Annotated in this window: 1 pseudogene; it reads right to left on the bottom strand. The window is 49.7% G+C overall.

The features are described from left to right. Positions 1-731, bottom strand: a pseudogene (locus R7040_RS26280) (histidine kinase); the annotation flags it as partial. Position 732: the final 1 nt, after the last annotated feature.

Below are 732 nucleotides of genomic sequence, written 5' to 3'. Positions count from 1 at the left end.
AGCGGTTTGTTGAGCGCCTTATCTCTATCAATGCCGAGAATCTGGCAAGCACTGCGGTTGATGGAACGAAGCACACCTTGTGCGTCAATGCTGAGTACACCTTCTTTGATAGTACTCATGGTGACTTCCAGTTCACCATACAGACGGCCGATCTCTTCTGGTTCGAAGCCTAAAATCGCGCGCTGGAATTTTCGAGACGCGTAATTGGACAACACAGCAATTGCCACCACTACAACGACAACCAACAAAATTAAAAAAGCGAGGAATGGCTCAATGCGATCTTGGAGCCTGTCGAGCAAATACCCCACCGACACCACACCAATGATGTTACCTTGTGCGTCGAATATCGCCGCTTTACCGCGGACGGAATAACCCAAAGAACCGCGAGCTGTAGACACATAGGATTGACCTTCGACCAGAGCTCGTTGGTTGTCGCCCCCTTTCATAGGCTTACCAATTCGCTCATCTACCGGATGAATTAAGCGCACGCCTTGGTTATCCCCAATCACAATAAAGGCCGCACCAATCGCTTTAGTGAGTGCGCGAAAGGACTCTTGATAAGGTTCTGGCTGCTGAGCTTCCACCATCTCAATGACGATTTCAGACTCTGCGAGGAAACGGGCAACACCGAGTGCCTTTTCACCCATTTCGTGTTCTTGATTGACTTTGAGGTAGGTAAAACCTGCGGCGACGAGCAGAAGTAACTCGATCAAGCCCGAGAGCGTCATAATG

The sequence above is a fragment of the Vibrio sp. 1069 genome (genome assembly GCF_033340555.1).
The sequence above is the reverse complement of the archived record's forward strand: the minus strand, read 5'-3'. Positions and strand labels throughout refer to the sequence as shown.